At 61.0% G+C, this 13,883-nt stretch carries 13 protein-coding genes; 1 reads left to right on the top strand and 12 read right to left on the bottom strand.

The features are described 5' to 3' along the window. Nucleotides 1–147 precede the first annotated feature (147 nt). Nucleotides 148–1,785, bottom strand: a complete 1,638-nt coding sequence (locus LK493_RS07230) for an amidohydrolase (protein WP_227790592.1) — start codon at nt 1,783–1,785, stop codon at nt 148–150. Between the two features lie 168 nt (nt 1,786–1,953). On the opposite strand from LK493_RS07230, the gene LK493_RS07225 reads away from it, so the two are divergent. Next, nucleotides 1,954–3,417 (top strand): M20 family metallopeptidase, encoded by a 1,464-nt coding sequence (locus LK493_RS07225; RefSeq protein ID WP_227790591.1) that lies wholly within the window; start codon nt 1,954–1,956, stop codon nt 3,415–3,417. 106 nt (nt 3,418–3,523) lie between these two features. On the opposite strand, the gene LK493_RS07220 is transcribed toward LK493_RS07225, so the two are convergent. The 11 genes from LK493_RS07220 to LK493_RS07170 all read right to left on the bottom strand — a co-directional run bounded on the left by LK493_RS07220 (nt 3,524) and on the right by LK493_RS07170 (nt 13,749). Next, complete coding sequence (locus LK493_RS07220; RefSeq protein WP_227790590.1) at nt 3,524–4,000, bottom strand: DUF2752 domain-containing protein; 477 nt, start codon at nt 3,998–4,000, stop codon at nt 3,524–3,526. A 13-nt stretch (nt 4,001–4,013) separates the two neighbouring features. Continuing rightward, nucleotides 4,014–4,709: a DUF4234 domain-containing protein gene (locus LK493_RS07215; protein WP_227790589.1), complete on the bottom strand. Its 696-nt coding sequence runs from the start codon at nt 4,707–4,709 to the stop codon at nt 4,014–4,016. A gap of 195 nt (nt 4,710–4,904) precedes the next feature. Next, entirely contained in the window at nt 4,905–6,272 is a 1,368-nt protein-coding gene (locus tag LK493_RS07210) for a zinc-ribbon domain-containing protein (RefSeq protein WP_227790588.1), read from the bottom strand. A gap of 149 nt (nt 6,273–6,421) precedes the next feature. Beyond that, the gene (locus LK493_RS07205; RefSeq protein ID WP_195245883.1) at nt 6,422–7,444 is read right to left on the bottom strand and encodes a YitT family protein; all 1,023 of its coding nucleotides are present in this window, start codon (nt 7,442–7,444) and stop codon (nt 6,422–6,424) included. Between the two features lie 207 nt (nt 7,445–7,651). Next, nucleotides 7,652–8,179 (bottom strand): Asp23/Gls24 family envelope stress response protein, encoded by a 528-nt coding sequence (locus LK493_RS07200; protein ID WP_035137581.1) that lies wholly within the window; start codon nt 8,177–8,179, stop codon nt 7,652–7,654. Between the two features lie 44 nt (nt 8,180–8,223). Further along, entirely contained in the window at nt 8,224–8,601 is a 378-nt protein-coding gene (locus LK493_RS07195) for a DUF2273 domain-containing protein (RefSeq protein ID WP_227790587.1), read from the bottom strand. After that, entirely contained in the window at nt 8,594–9,139 is a 546-nt protein-coding gene (locus LK493_RS07190; protein WP_227790586.1) for an alkaline shock response membrane anchor protein AmaP, read from the bottom strand. Before LK493_RS07190 ends, LK493_RS07195 begins: the two co-directional genes overlap by 8 nt. 165 nt (nt 9,140–9,304) lie before the next feature. Continuing rightward, nucleotides 9,305–10,111 (bottom strand): YebC/PmpR family DNA-binding transcriptional regulator, encoded by an 807-nt coding sequence (locus LK493_RS07185; RefSeq protein ID WP_035137586.1) that lies wholly within the window; start codon nt 10,109–10,111, stop codon nt 9,305–9,307. Between the two features lie 165 nt (nt 10,112–10,276). After that, entirely contained in the window at nt 10,277–12,460 is a 2,184-nt protein-coding gene (locus LK493_RS07180; RefSeq protein WP_227790585.1) for a DUF6020 family protein, read from the bottom strand. An 80-nt stretch (nt 12,461–12,540) separates the two neighbouring features. Next, nucleotides 12,541–13,362 carry a prolipoprotein diacylglyceryl transferase gene (gene lgt, locus LK493_RS07175; protein WP_227790584.1) on the bottom strand — a complete coding sequence of 274 codons (822 nt, stop codon included), beginning with the start codon at nt 13,360–13,362 and terminating at the stop codon, nt 12,541–12,543. A gap of 108 nt (nt 13,363–13,470) precedes the next feature. Then, entirely contained in the window at nt 13,471–13,749 is a 279-nt protein-coding gene (locus tag LK493_RS07170; RefSeq protein ID WP_035137589.1) for a NifU family protein, read from the bottom strand. Nucleotides 13,750–13,883: the final 134 nt, after the last annotated feature.

Raw genomic sequence — 13,883 nt, 5'->3', positions numbered from 1 at the left:
ATGCGCGGGGCAGCAGCGCCCCCACCCCACGCTCAAATCAAGCAGAGCAGGGACGCTCATAGCGGGTCCCCACCGATATACAAACGCGGCTCGAGCGCCATCCCAAAATAGGCTGCCCGAGCCGCGTTTAACGGTACGGCATGATTATTAGCGCTCGTAAATCAAGTTGCCTGCCAGGTAGGTGGCCTGAACCTTGGTGGCCTGCAGCTCTTGGGGGTCGATGGTGAGCGGGTTTTGGTCCAGGACTACCAGGTCGGCGTATTTGCCGGGCTCTAGGCTGCCGAGGTTTTGCTCGTCACCTGCTGCGTAAGCGCTGCCCAGGGTGTAGTTGCGCAGAGCTGTAGCCGCGTCGACGCGCTCGCTGGGGAGCCAGCCGCCCTCGGGCCAGTGGCTGCGGGGGTCTTGGCGCGTGATAGCCGTGTAGAGCACGTTCATGCTGGTAACGGCTGTGATGGGGCTATCGGTACCGAATGCTTGGCGGATGCCGCGCTGCTGATAGGTCGCAAACGGCCACATGATGCGGCTGCGTTCCAGGCCCAGGTCGCGCTCCGGGCCACCCGGGTCGAGCGTGATGTGGCAAGGCTGGCTCGAGGCAATGACGTTGAGCTTGCGCAGACGATCGATGTCCTCGGGCAGCAGATTCTCCAAATGCTCAAGCGTATTATGGCCGTGCGGGGGCAGGCCGTAGAGCTCTGCCGCCTCCTCAAAGATATCGAGCGCAGCATGGATGGCACCGTCGCCGATAACGTGGATGCGCACGGTGTGGCCACGCTCGGCTGCCGCCAGAACCAACTTGCGCATGCGCTCGACAGGAACCGTCAGGCGACCCTGGTCGCCCGGGAAGCGCGGGTTGGTATAGGGCTCAGTGAGGTATGCGGTATGCTCGCTCGACACGCCGTCGAAGAACTGTTTAAAGCCTGGCGCCGAGAGCAGCGCGTTGTTCGCGTAGCGGGTCTGGAGTTTTTCCAAGCGTGATTGGTCATCCAGCAGCGTGGGAAACAGATGGGCACGGATGCCCAGCTTGCCGGCGGCCCGCAGCTTGTCGTAAACATCGTCGCGAATAAAGTCGCAGCCCGGCATGGGCATGAGCGACATATCGCAGATTGAGGTGATGCCCTGCTCGGCCATACGCTTCATCTGGTCGGCGTAAGCGCTCGCGATGCGATCCTCGCCCAGCCACTCAAGACAGCGCGGCAGCAGCTGCATGGCCGCAGCCTCGTGAGCGATACCCGTGAGTTCGCCATTTGCATTCTTGTCGTAGCTGCCGCCCGCCGGCGACTCGCTGTCACGCGTCACGCCGAGGGCTTCGAGTGCGCGGCTGTTGAGCCACAGGGTATGCCCGTCGCCCGAATACATAACACAGGGGCGATCGGGGAAGGCGGCGTCGAGGGAGGCCTTGGTAGGATGCTCGGGCGGATCCCAACGGTAGTCGCGCCAGCCCTGCGTTACAACCCAAGCGTCGTCAGGCAGGTCCTGGGAAAACTCGAGCGCGTGTTGTACCAGCGCCGCCTCGGACGTGCCCATATCCATGAGCATGTACGGCGAGGAACCGACCGAGGTATGGAAGAAGTGCAGGTGGGCGTCATGGAAACCGGGGCAGATGAATTGCTCGCCGTAGTCGACCACCGGCGTGGCGGCAGGTGCGGCGGCAATCACGTCATCGGGCGCGCCGACTGCGACGATGCGATCTCCCGCGATGGCGATCGCCAACTCGCGGGCGGTATCGATGCCGTCTTGCGCGGTAAAAACGTTCTTGGAGCAGATAATCCGATCGATATGTTGCATGGGCGTCCCCATCTCTGGCAGGAAATTCAACACTCCCGAGTGTACTCCCCCGCCCTTGCAACAAAACGCCAAGCGGCAAACGGCAACTTTACCAGCCCTAGCGGCAGGTGGCATACTGGAGAGAGCCTGTACGATTTTGCGATCAACCCAGCAAGGAGCAAATCGACCATGACGAAGACCAAGGCACAGCAGATTATGGCGGCAACCGAGGTTCGCGCGGCAGACGACGTCACCGCGGCCATCCAGGATATCGCCGCCGAGTTTGAACCCTACATCATCAAGCAGCGCCGGCACTTCCATAAGCACCCGGAGCTGAGCCTTGCCGAGGAGCGCACGACTTCCGACATCGCCAACCAGCTCGACGCCATGAATATCCCCTACGAGCGTCCGCTCAAGACCGGCTTGGTGGCAACGCTTCGCGGTACCGCGCCCGATGCCTACCGCGAGGACGGCACGCCGCGCCGCCGTATCCTGCTGCGCGCCGATATCGACGCCCTGCCTGTCACCGAGCAGACCGGCGAGGAGTTCGCCAGCGTCAACGAGGGCTGCATGCACGCCTGCGGTCACGACTGCCATATCGCCATGATGCTCGGCACGCTGCAAATCCTGCGCCACATGACCGATGACATCCACGGCGAGATTCGCATCGTATTCCAGCCCAGCGAGGAAAACGGCCAGGGCGCCAAGCTCATGATCGGCACGGGCGTACTCGACGGCGTCGACGGCGCCTACGCCGCGCACATCTGGAGCGAGGTCGATGCCGGCACCGTAAGCTGCGAGCCCGGCCCGCGCATGGCCAATACCGACTGGTTCCGCATCGACGTCCGCGGCACCTCGTGCCATGGAGCCATGCCCCAGCGCGGCCACGACGCCGTTATGGTTGCCGCCGAAATCGTCAACGCCCTGCAGACCATCGTCTCGCGCGAGATTAGCCCCTACGAACCTGCCGTCATCACCGTCGGCGAGCTGCATGGCGGCACCGCGCGCAACGTTATCGCCGGCACGGCGTACCTCGCCGGCACGGTGCGCACCTATGGCGACAAGACGCATGAGGAGATGCCCGAGCTTATGCGCCGCATCGTGGAGCACACCGCGGCTGCTCTGGGCGCCGAGGCCGAGCTCACCGACTACACCATCGCCAACTACAAGGTCGAAAACGATGCCGCCTCGAGCGAGCGCTGCCGCCAAGCTGTGCTCAAGTGCCTGGGTCCCGCGGGCGAGGGCCATTACCGCGGCACGCTTTCGGGCGAGGACTTCTCGGAGTATCTGCGCCGCGTACCGGGCGTGCTCGCCTTTGTTGGCACGCGCAACCCCCAGATTGGCGCCACCTATGCCCAGCACTCCTGCTTCTATAAGATCGACGTGAGCGTGCTCGCCAAGGGCTCCATGGTAGCCGCTCAGTATGCCATCGACTTTTTGGCCGAGCCCACGCAAGAAGAGCTCGACGGCCCCGCGATCGCCGCGGTTGCCGAGACCAATCCCGACCTGGCAGCCAAGCTGCGCTCTGCCAAGGCAACGGCCGCCGAGGCCCGCGACGCCATGCACGACGCCCGCACCGCCCGCCATGCCGCAATCAAGGGCATCCACGATGCGCGGACTGCCGCTCGCCACGAGGAGAAGCATGGCGAGTAGCCATCACGCCCACCCATAACAACCTGGCTATAGCAAAGCGGGGGCGAACGTTATCTCAACGTTCGCCCCCGCTTATGTGTCGACCGCTTTTCTAGCGCGTCCTCCGTCACGACAGGTAAGAGTGAAGAATGGTGAGCCAGCGTGGGGTTTCGAAGTGGATGATATCGGTGGGAACTCCGGCGGGAGCGTGACCACCAAAGAGCAGGCCCGCGTCTGCCGGGTTGATAAGGCGCACGATCCATACGGCAACGACCAGCACGCACAGAACAATAACCGCAATGTCGATGCCGCGCTTTAGCTTGCTCGACGTCACCTCCTCGCGCACGAACGCGAGCACAAACGCAATCGGCACCACCCAAAACAGTGGATGATAAGCGAAGGCCGCCGCAAAATCGAGGCGCAGTGCTGCCAGCCAGGCCCTCGTCATGCCACATCCCGGACAAGGGATGCCCGTCATCAGGCGAAACACACAGCCAATATCGAGCAGGTAGAGTGCGAGCCAGGCGACAAAGAGCACACCGATGCAAGAAAGGGCGCGGCGAATGAGTTCCGCCGCGCCCTTATGTCCCTGGGAGCTGTTCACGCCGCTCTTATCGTTAGGCACGAGCGCCAAGACGGACGTTGTAAGCCGTTGCCATGGCATTGGTATTCTTGATGATGATGTTCATGGCAAAGATGGGGCCAAGGCCGCACAGCAGCGCGCCGACGATCTGCCACATAAGAACGGTGGTACCGTTCTCCTGGAACATCAGGCCATAGCGAGGAGCATTAGCCTGCAGGCGGTTACCGATCTTGTAGTACCAGTAGAGTGCGTAGAAGCCGCAGGTCACGAACGACAGCAGGATAAATGCTGCCAGACCCGGCGTGGAATCGCCGTCGTCCTGGCACATGACATTGATGTCGCGGGCGAGGCAATAGAGGAAGTAATATGAATAGATGCCGCAGGTCACGATGGAAAGCAGGAGCCAGCCGATCACGCCACGGTCGGTTTTAATCGGAGTATAGCCCATCGGGGCAGGTGCAGGCTGCTGAGCATACTGCTGCTGCCCGGCGTACTGCTGCTGGCCGGCGTACTGCGGCTGAGGTTGAGGCTGAACTGCCTGAACCGGAGTGGGCTGAATCTGCGTGGGCTGCGGAGCAGGCTGGGGCTGAGGTGCAGGCTGGGGCTGAGGTGCAGGCTGGGGCGCGGGCTGCGGAGCAGGAGCAGCGGAAGCGGCACCGACGGCAGAACCGCAGACAGGGCAGAATTTGGCATCATCCGAAATGGGAGAACCACAAGTGGGACAGAACATAAGCCTCTCCTTTTCCTAAGGCGTTGCACGCCTTCAAACCTTACACGACTATGTTCTCAACAATAGCCGCGACGTTGTTGCGCAACATTGATCAATTTCCGAGAAATATTGCTGCAACCGTTTTCCCAGGCATTTTCTTGCTTTCGCAGTAGAAAAAGGCGCCCCGGGCTCAGTTGCCCAGGGCGCCTCGACCGACTATTCGGTTTGATTGTTTTCGGCAGCAGGATTATCGCCCGGCTCATCCGCCGGCGTGGCAACGGCATCCCAATCGGGCTCCGCAGGCGTCGCCTCGGGCGTCGGTGCGGGTGCAGGGGCAGGTGCCGGAGCGGGTGCAGGCGCGGGTGCAGGGGCAGGTGCAGGGGCAGGTGCCGGAGCAGGTGCAGCACCAGTGGCGGCCGTGGGATTGAATCCCGCAGGAGCAGGCTTCTTCTCACCCGGGAGCACAAACGTCAGGACGTCGTCGGTATCCTCGTCGGACCACTCGCTGGCATGGCGTGCCGCCCAATAGCCAACGGCGCGATACTTGAGCATCTTGCCAAACACAGTCAGGAACACCGTGACAAAGGCAACAATCATCAAGAACAGAATGAGCGTGATGCCGCCGCCCGTGATGATTGCCTCGAGACCCGAAGGACGAGAATAGTAGCCGTAGTAGCCATAGCTGCTAATGCCCAGCGCGGCAACAAAACCAAAGATGGCGGTGAAAATCCAAGTGATGATATTGGAAACAATGCCCGTCAAAAACTCGGGGAGAATCGATGCGCAGAACAACTTGCCCAGGTTGGCCTTATAGGACTTCCAAACCTTCTCGAGCGAAAACGCGCTCTCCACGCGGCCGGCGACTGCAAAGTGCATCACAGCGGCATCGCCAAACATCTTAAAGAAGATGCCCAGTACCACCGACACGATCATGGCAAAGACAAGCAGACCCATCGACCCGATGAGTGCACCCTCGAGGCCGCTCGAACCGTAGTAATAGTACGAGCCAACGGCACCGATCACAGCGCTCTCAAGCACCGAGAACACCACACCGATCACCGGAATAATGGCTATGAGCCGGAGCACGTTCGTAATGACAGACGAGAAAATGCCCAATCCAAACGAGGTCGAGCGCAACAGCGGACGCTCCATGCCGTTATCATCCTTGAGCGACAGGTCACGACCCCACTCGATAGCAAAGCCGGCACCGCACACGCTTGCCACGTACGCAAGCAAAAAGCCAATGGCCGCCGCAATGCCACCGATAACGGGGATAAACAGCACAAGCACCGACACGACGCAGATCAGCGCCGGCAAAAAGGCGATTTGGCATACGCGAACCAAGGCGCCGGGAACCTTGAGCATGTCGTTGAAGGCCTGAGCCATGCAACCCTTGGGCGCGTTCATAGCCGGCTGGGGCGCAACGAACGGCTGCGGCTGCGGCTGGGCAAACGGCTGACCCTGCGGCTGAGGTTGAGCTTGCGGAGCGGGACCGGCGGCCTTAACCTCGGTATTAGGGGCACCGCACACGCCGCAGAACTTGTCGTTATCGCCCATGGGGGCGCCACACTGCGAACAGAACATCGAAATCATCCCTTCGTATCTAGAGCGAATCACCTGGATCGCAAACGATGTCTTTGGCATCATTATCGCCCAATGTGGGGACAAATACCGCAAGATGACCGATTTGCAACGTAGCCGGTTTATTCAATGATTCGAAGGGTACGACCGGGCTAGTTCGTGCCGCGGAAGCCCTTGCCGACGATTTCGGAGCTATCGACGATGGTGATGAAGGCGCCAGGGTCAATCTCGCGGGTATAGCGGCGCAGTTGCACTGCCTCGCGACGGCTCAGCACGCTCATAATCACCGTGACGCACTTGCCCGAGAAGGCGCCGTAGCCACGGCTGATCGTTGCCGTGCGGTTGAGATGCTTGACGATAAACTCCTCGACCTTAAGGGGCTCGGAGCAAATGATGGTGCAGACCTTACGAAGGTGAATGCTCTCGATAGCCTTGTCGACCACAAGCGTCTTGGCAAACAGACCGAGCACGCAGTACAGGCCGACGCGCGGGCCATACAGGAAAGCCGCGATGGTCACGATGCCGATATCGACCAGCAACAGTGCACGGCCGATCTCGAGCGTCGTGCGGCGCTTGAGGATCATGGCAAGAATGTCGGTACCACCCGTGGAGGCGCCAATGTCAAAGACAATGGCACTGCCCAGCGCCGGCAAGATGACGGCAAAACACAGGTCGAGCCACATATCGCCCGTCATCGAAACATCCGACGGAATGAAGAGCTCAAACAGCGAGACGTAGGCCGAAAGCGCAAACGAGGCAAAGACACTCCAAAGGATTGCCTTGCGCTCCAAAAAGATAAAACCCAGGATGACCAGGACCGCGTTGATAATCCACATAAAGACGCCGACGGGCAGGGTCGGGAACAGCGTGGAAAGAATGACCGACACGCCCGAGGTGCCGCCGAAGGCAAAGTGATTGGGGGTTTTAAAGGCCACGATGGCAAAGGCCGTGAGGACCAGGCCCAAATTGAGCTCGGCAAAAAAGCGCGGAAAGCCTGGTTCCTGGCTGCGCTTGCGGCCGGCGCGCTCGCCACGTTCGATATCCTCGCGACCGACAACGCGCTCCATCGGCACCACCGGAGGACGATGCATCTCCTCGGCGGCACGCGACGCCGCCTCTGCCGCAGCGGCTTCAATCGCCCATGCCTTGCTTTCGGTCTCGTGTTCGTCGGCCATTACGGCAACCCTTCGTTAACAATTTGGAAACAATGCGCCCATTAGGGTAACGCGGAACGCGAAGATTGCAACCCTTAGTTAGACGAGCGGTATGCCCGCATCGGGGGCATATAGAAAACGGTCGACCGCACTTTTGCTTGCGCGGTCGACCGTTTAGCGTTTTCGCAGGTAAAACCTATCGAAACAAACCTGTCCCTATTTGGTAGGTTACTCGTGCTGGCTGGTGCGGTGCTCGTACTCCTCGGGGGTGATGACATCCTCGATGCGCAGGTTGACGCCTGCCACCTCAAGGCCGGTCATCGCGGCCAGACGCTCGGTGACGCGCGCCTTAACGTCGTCAAAGATCGCAGGCGCATAGGCGCCGTACTCGATGATGACCGAGATGTTGACGACCACGCGGTTGTCATCGGTGACCTCAACCGTCACGCCCTTGGTCAGGTTCTCGGCACCAAACTGCTCCTGCACAAAGTGCATGAGGTTGCCCTTCATGCCCAGGACGTGCGGCACCTCGCGGGTGGCCATGGCGACGATTTTCTCGATCACGCCGTTGGAATAGGTCAGCGAGTCCTCGGACTCGTCCGCCTCCTCATCCATCTCCTCGTTATCCTCGTCCGCATCGGACTCGGCCTCGACGAGTGCCTCGTCCTCGAGCGTTACGTCCTCCGCCTCGGCGGCGACGGCCTCATTCGCCTCGAGCTCGGTATCGGCTACATCGACCTTCGTGTTAAAAGCCATGGTTCCTCCTTATGCCTGCCGCGGATGCGACAGTCGAATACGTATTAGCGGCCGCTAAACAGGCGGCCGAAGAAGTTGACGATACCGTTCTCGCCGTCGCGAATCTGGCCGATCACGGCGCCGATCAGCACAAAGAATGCGATGACGAGCGTGTCCCACAGGCCCAACGTAAGTACCAGCACGGCGAGGATAAAGCCTGCCAAGGCGCCGAGCGTAGTGTTGGGGTGGCGCACGGCGTAGCTCCAGATAGCAGCGCCCGTACCTTTGATGAGACCCATGGCCTCGTCAAAGTCGTTGGCGGCGCTGTCGTGCTGCTCGCCGGCCTCGGGCTTGGTGTCGGCGGACTCGCCTGCCGGCGTAGCGTTCTGGTCGATCGTCAGGCGCGGCGTGCGGGCGGTCTTGTCTTGGTTGGTATCACTCACCGGAAACCTCCACGGTCTGGACGGTAGTCTTGGACGGCAAAAAACGGACGCGCGCGGTCGTGCCCGGCGTGCCGAGCATGGTGTCGCAGGCCTTCTCGATGCGCTGCTGCATCGAGGTGGCAAGAGCGGCAACGTCCTTGTCATCGAGCGCGATGGCCTCGACCTTAAAACGAACGCGCGACTCGTCGGAGCCTTGAACGCGTGCCTCGATATGCTCAACCATCACGCGATCATCGCACTCTGCCGCGGCACGGGCGCACGAGGAAAGCGCTGCGAGCGTGACCTCGATATTGCGCTCCCCCGCCGGATGCACGCAGGACGGCTCGCGACGCGCGAACATCAGGCGGAAAAAACCGATGAGCACGCCAAGCGCCACGATAGCGGCGCACACCGTAACGACGACGCGAGGCATGGTGTCACGCAACAGCAGCATAAAGCGATACGTATACGGTCCCCAGAACTGGCAGACAAGCGTACCCAGCGCCACGATGGCGGCGGCAAGATACACGATCGCTAGGGCTCGTTTGAGTACGCGCACGCGCGCTCCCTTCAGGTTTCGGTCCACAGAATGCAAAACGGTTCGCATCATTATAAAAGAGCCGGGTCCGGTGCCATACGCACGCGGATCCGGCTCATCTATTCCACGAGGCTTGCATGCTCGCTTCATTATGCCCAGATATGCACGGCTTAACCCGTGTGGGCGCTACTCCTCCTCGAGGGCAGCGATGACCTCGTCGGTCATGTCCATGGTGCTGTAGACGTCCTGGACGTCGTCGAGCTCCTCAAGACGGTCGATGAGGCGCTGGACCTTCTTGGCGTCGGTACCGGAGACCTCGGTCGGGGTGGTCGGGACCATGGTGGTCTCGGAGCCCTTGACCTGGACGCCCTGCTCCTCGAGCGCCTTGGAGACAGCCATGACGTCGTTAGCAGCGGTCCAGACGATCCACTCCTCGCCGGCGTCCTCGTAGTCCTCGCCACCGGCCTCGGCGATGGCCATCATGAACTCATCCTCGTCACCGGCAGGACCGTTGGCGATCATGGTCTCCTTCTTGGCGTTCTCGTCCAGGATCTCCTTAGCGACGACGATCTGGCCCTTGCGCTCAAACTGGAAGGCGACGGAGCCCGAGGTGCCCAGGTTGCCACCAGCGTGGGAGAAGGCGGAACGGACATCAGCGGCGGTGCGGTTGCGGTTGTCGGTCAGGCAGTCAACGTAGACGGCGACACCGGCGGGACCGTAGCCCTCGTACACGATGTTCTCGTAGACGGCGGCATCGGCACCCGAACCGAAGGCCTTGTCGATAGCGGACTTGATCTTGTCCTTGGGCATGGACTGAGCCTTGGCCTTAGCAACGGCAGCGGCGAGGCTGGCGTTGTTCTCGGGCAGCGGGTCGCCGCCGAGACGGGCAGCAACGGTGATGTTGCGGCTCAGCTTGGAGAAGAGGGCGGAACGCTTGGCGTCCTGCGCGCCCTTACGATGCTTGGTTGTGGCCCACTTAGAGTGTCCGGACATACGTGTCTCCTATCGGTTTCGACCTAAAGCCCAGCGCAGATGCTCGGGCAATATAAACAAACGTCGTTATGATATACCTACTGGCCTGCGAGATAAACCCCAAAATGAAGGCGTCGTGATGATGCGGCCCCTTAGCGCAAAGCAACCTGACCCCAATGCACCAAATTAGGACCAGAGGAGGTCGCTGCGGGTGATGGTGGCGCCAATGGCAAAGGGCATGCAGGCGATGACCGGATACAGGTAGCGCATGTAGGTCGAGCCGTTGCAGGGACCGATCAGGCACACGGCGAGCACGCCCAGCAGCGGCACCCAAATGGCCAGCCCGCGCCACGAATGACGACGTAGCAGATAGACCACCACGGCGATCATGATCCACACATAGGTGGCCGAGCTCATGGTGAGCGAGATAAACGGGATACGTTGCACTGCCACGCGATACAGGTTGATCAGGTGGTCGCACCAGCGCACAACCTTGCTATCGACCGGATGGAAGTCGAAGTACTTGAGGTTATCGGGCTTCGCCATGATCTCGGCACTGCGCGCCGTGCTGTAGACCCACGCATCGCGGGCACTCGGATAAAAGTAGCCGTAGTAGTTATTGATGAGCGCCGAGATATAGCACTCGGGATCCTTTTTGAACATCTGGGCCCACACCTCAAAATAAGCCTTGATGTCCTCCTGCGAGGCGTACTCGTTAAAGCAATTTTTGACGGCGTCCGACTTATCCGGGTTGTAACGGCGGCCCAGGTTCTCGTACTTGAGCACACGGTCGATCACGGCACGCTCTTCGTCGGTCACCAAGCCGTCGCAAGGAGCCTCCACGATGGTGCCGTCCTCCTTAACCGTGGGGTTAACACCCGAGTTGAGGCCGTCGTGCTTTTGGACGAAACGAGCCGTCTGCTGAAACGGAATCGAGAGGATTTCGCGCTTGGAACCAGGCGTGATGTCGTGCACCGGCATAAAGACCTTGGTGAAGTACATGTTGGAGGCAAGGCAGAGCGCGAGCACCGCGAGGACGCCGACCCAGCGGAAGCGCGGCGTGGCGCCCAAAGTCGCAGCACCAGCCTGCTTGGCTGCACGATGAGCCACATGCGCGTCCCATGCGCAAAACGCCGCCGCGATTACGCATGCCGCCAGGGGAAACACCAGGCCGCCGTTACGCAGAAACGTGGAACCCATGGCGCCCAGAGCGAGCAGCAGCCAATCATGGCGCGCAAAGAGCACGGGCCTCTGTTCGCCCGCACGCTCGGCATTGGCATCGCGACGGGGCAGGCCGCAGGCCACGAGCTTTACGGTCTGCACCAACAGCACCAAAAACGCGTCGGCAAACAGCACATCTTTGGTAAGCAGCGCCGCGTAGTTGGAGAACATGGGCATAAACACAAAGAACAGCAAGATCACGCCGCGGACCGGCAGGCTCACGCCCAGCTTGCGCAGCGACGAGATGGAATAGGCCATACAGGCGGCCGTAATAACGAACTGAGCGCAGGTGTAGATGGCAAGACCCGCGTTGGCGCTGTTGAACAGTGAAAGCCCCAGCTGGACGCACGAACCGATGATAGCCGTGTGCACCACGGGGTGATGTCCGTTGAGCAACACATTGGGATTGAGCAGGCGCAGGTAGTCACTCGTTCCGTTGGGGTAGTTGAACCACTGGCGAATCTGCGCGCCCGTATCTCCCATAAAAAGGCCGGGCAGCGAAGCGATGAGCGTGGGCGCCCAGGCGATCATAAGAACCAGGAAGGGCCCGGCAAAGGGATGGACCGAGAGCACGGCGTGAGCCACACGCCATACGCGGCCAAAGTGCGCTTCGGAAAACGGAATGCGCCGAGAGCTCAGCCAATCTAGACACTCAAAGGCAAGGTAGAAGGCAACGACCGCCAAGAGCATCCAGCCCGCACCGCCTATCCAGGCGCAGATGATGCGGGCCTTGTCGCCGAGCACGATCTCGGCCGAATCGGTGAGGTCGTAGCTGCGGCCAAACACCATGCAGGCGGCAAAGAACAGCGACGGAAGGATCACCGAGGGACGCCAAGCGTCGCCGCGGCCAAAGAACACGTAGCGAAACGGCAGCGTGAGCAGGCAGGCAAGCGCAAGCAGCATGACCGCGTCGGTATGGCCGGCAAACGAGAGGAGCACCTCGTAGCACACGTACAGCATGCCCGAGGCTTTGGGGTCAATCGCCAAGACTGCGTTGCTCGACACCGGGGCGGGATCGATGGAAAACGCCGTGGTCGCCAACAGCGCGAGCAAAAATGCGATGAGCGTCTGCTTGGCGGGGTAGCGCTTAAACCAGACGATGCGGGCAGCGTCGCGCGCAGCCGTTGTGGAGAGGTCGGGATCCTTCACAGTCCGAAAGCCTTTCTAGAAACCTATCAAACTCGGCAAGACCACCACAAAGGTGCCTGTCCCCTTTGTGGTGGTCTTGGTTAGGCGTCGAGGTAGATGCGCTGGGGGCGATTGCGGTGTCGGGCGAAGATGATGAGAGCCAGGCCGGCGATCACAAGCGGCAGACTCAGCAGCTGGCCCATGGTGATAACGCCTCCCAGCAGATAACCCAGCTGGGCATCGGGCACGCGCACGAACTCAACGAGAAAGCGGACGATACCGTACCCCATCACGAACACGCCCATAAACGTACCCTGGGGCGGCAGCGGCTTTTTGCGGCTGAGCACCTGCAAAATACAGAAGAGCACGACGCCCTCAAGAAACGCCTCGTAGAGCTGGGAGGGATGGCGCGGCATATCGCCCGCGGTGCCGCCAAAGACCACACCCCAAGACAGATCGGTCGGTTTACCCCACAGCTCACCGTTCACAAAATTGGCGCAACGGCCCAGGCACAGCGCCAGTGGAGCACCGATCACGGCAAGGTCGGCGACGGTCCATGCATCAAGCTTGTACATGCGGCACACGATGATGCCGCCCAAGATGCCGCCCACCAGGCCACCGTGGAAGCTCATGCCGCCCTCGTTGGTGGCAAAGATCTCGAGCGGGTGAGTCCAATAGTAGCCATCGCCGTAAAAGACGACGTAGAACAGGCGCGCGCCGATGATGAGGCCAAAGACCGCGCCGACCACGACGCTCGTCAGGTCATCGATCGTAATGTCGAAGCCCCAACGACGCTGCGTGCGGTACATAACGACCGCCGTGAGCAGGGCACCGACCACATAGGCCAGACCGTACCAGTAGATCGTGATGGGGCCCGCCGAGATCGCGACGGGGTCAAGCATGTGGTAGAGGTCGTTGAGCATATCGATCCCCTGCTCCCTACATACAAATGCGGCCGCGGGCCTTGTGCTCGCAGCCGCATATCTGGGCGTAACGTCTATGCGGAGCGTACCGTCCGCAGCTTTCGCATCTTAGAACGGCGCGTACTCGTCGTACAGGTCCTCGGCCTCGCCGGAAGCATTGACCTGCTCGACGCGGGTAACGCCGGGCACATGCTCCTTCAGGATACGCTCGATACCCATGGAAAGAGTCAGCGAGCTCATGGGGCAGCCGGCGCAGGCGCCCTGCAGTTCCAGCTTGACGACACCCTCGTCGTCGACGCCCACATACTCCATATCGCCGCCGTCGGCCTGCAGGTTGGGGCGAATCTCTTCAAGAACCTTCTTAAGCAGCTCTTCGTTAACAGCCACAGGGGCTCCTTTCTCACAATAACGCGGGCACGCCCGCGGACAGAAGCTATGTTACTACAGCCATGTACCCGCTCACGAGCCGTCCATGCGCGCAGACGCGACTTTCACGAGTAGTCAATTTGAGACGGGGCTCT

It is taken from the genome of Collinsella aerofaciens, assembly GCF_020709435.1.
GTDB lineage: Bacteria > Actinomycetota > Coriobacteriia > Coriobacteriales > Coriobacteriaceae > Collinsella > Collinsella aerofaciens_AU.
This window is presented reverse-complemented; position numbering and strand designations above follow the sequence as displayed.

Bases quoted from the DNA above. Each gene is read 5' to 3' on its own strand.
- LK493_RS07205 (WP_195245883.1), bottom strand. From the start codon at position 7,444: ATGGCCGACGAACACGAGACCGAAAGCAAGGCATGGGCGATTGAAGCC.
- lgt (WP_227790584.1), bottom strand. From the start codon at position 13,362: ATGCTCAACGACCTCTACCACATGCTTGACCCCGTCGCGATCTCGGCG.
- LK493_RS07185 (WP_035137586.1), bottom strand. From the start codon at position 10,111: ATGTCCGGACACTCTAAGTGGGCCACAACCAAGCATCGTAAGGGCGCG.
- LK493_RS07210 (WP_227790588.1), bottom strand. From the start codon at position 6,272: ATGTTCTGTTCGCAGTGTGGCGCCCCCATGGGCGATAACGACAAGTTC.
- LK493_RS07200 (WP_035137581.1), bottom strand. From the start codon at position 8,179: ATGGCTTTTAACACGAAGGTCGATGTAGCCGATACCGAGCTCGAGGCG.
- LK493_RS07230 (WP_227790592.1), bottom strand. From the start codon at position 1,785: ATGCAACATATCGATCGGATTATCTGCTCCAAGAACGTTTTTACCGCG.
- LK493_RS07215 (WP_227790589.1), bottom strand. From the start codon at position 4,709: ATGTTCTGTCCCACTTGTGGTTCTCCCATTTCGGATGATGCCAAATTC.
- LK493_RS07225 (WP_227790591.1), top strand. From the start codon at position 1,954: ATGACGAAGACCAAGGCACAGCAGATTATGGCGGCAACCGAGGTTCGC.